This is a genomic window from Varibaculum cambriense (assembly GCF_022133705.1).
GTDB lineage: Bacteria > Actinomycetota > Actinomycetes > Actinomycetales > Actinomycetaceae > Varibaculum > Varibaculum cambriense_A.
This window is the reverse complement of the sequence record NZ_JAKNHJ010000048.1, coordinates 1-254: the sequence shown is the minus strand read 5'-3', so window position 1 is coordinate 254 and position 254 is coordinate 1. Positions and strand designations below refer to the sequence as shown.

General features: G+C 46.1%; 1 protein-coding gene. It reads right to left on the bottom strand.

From position 1 onward, the window contains the following. Positions 1 to 253, bottom strand: a 253-nt coding sequence (locus L0M99_RS10040) for a phage integrase (protein WP_425304318.1), incomplete at its 3' end; no start/stop codon positions are given. Between the last annotated feature and the right edge of the window lies 1 nt (position 254).

The window sequence follows — 254 nt, the reverse complement described above, 5'->3', positions numbered from 1 at the left end:
CAACACGACGCACATCACCCTCCAGTCGCTCAAGAAGCCGTTCAATCTCATCATCAGAAAGAAAGGCCATCTCTGTGTTCTGAACTTTCAGTTTTCGTATACCGCGTACAGGGTTCGCGTTGTGAAAGACCTCAGCTTCAATCAGCACCGTGAACATGGTAGACAGTACGCATAAGTCACGATTAATACTGGACGGCATTAATCCGGCCTGTAATTTCTCTGACCGATATTCAAGCATAAATTTTCGCGTCATC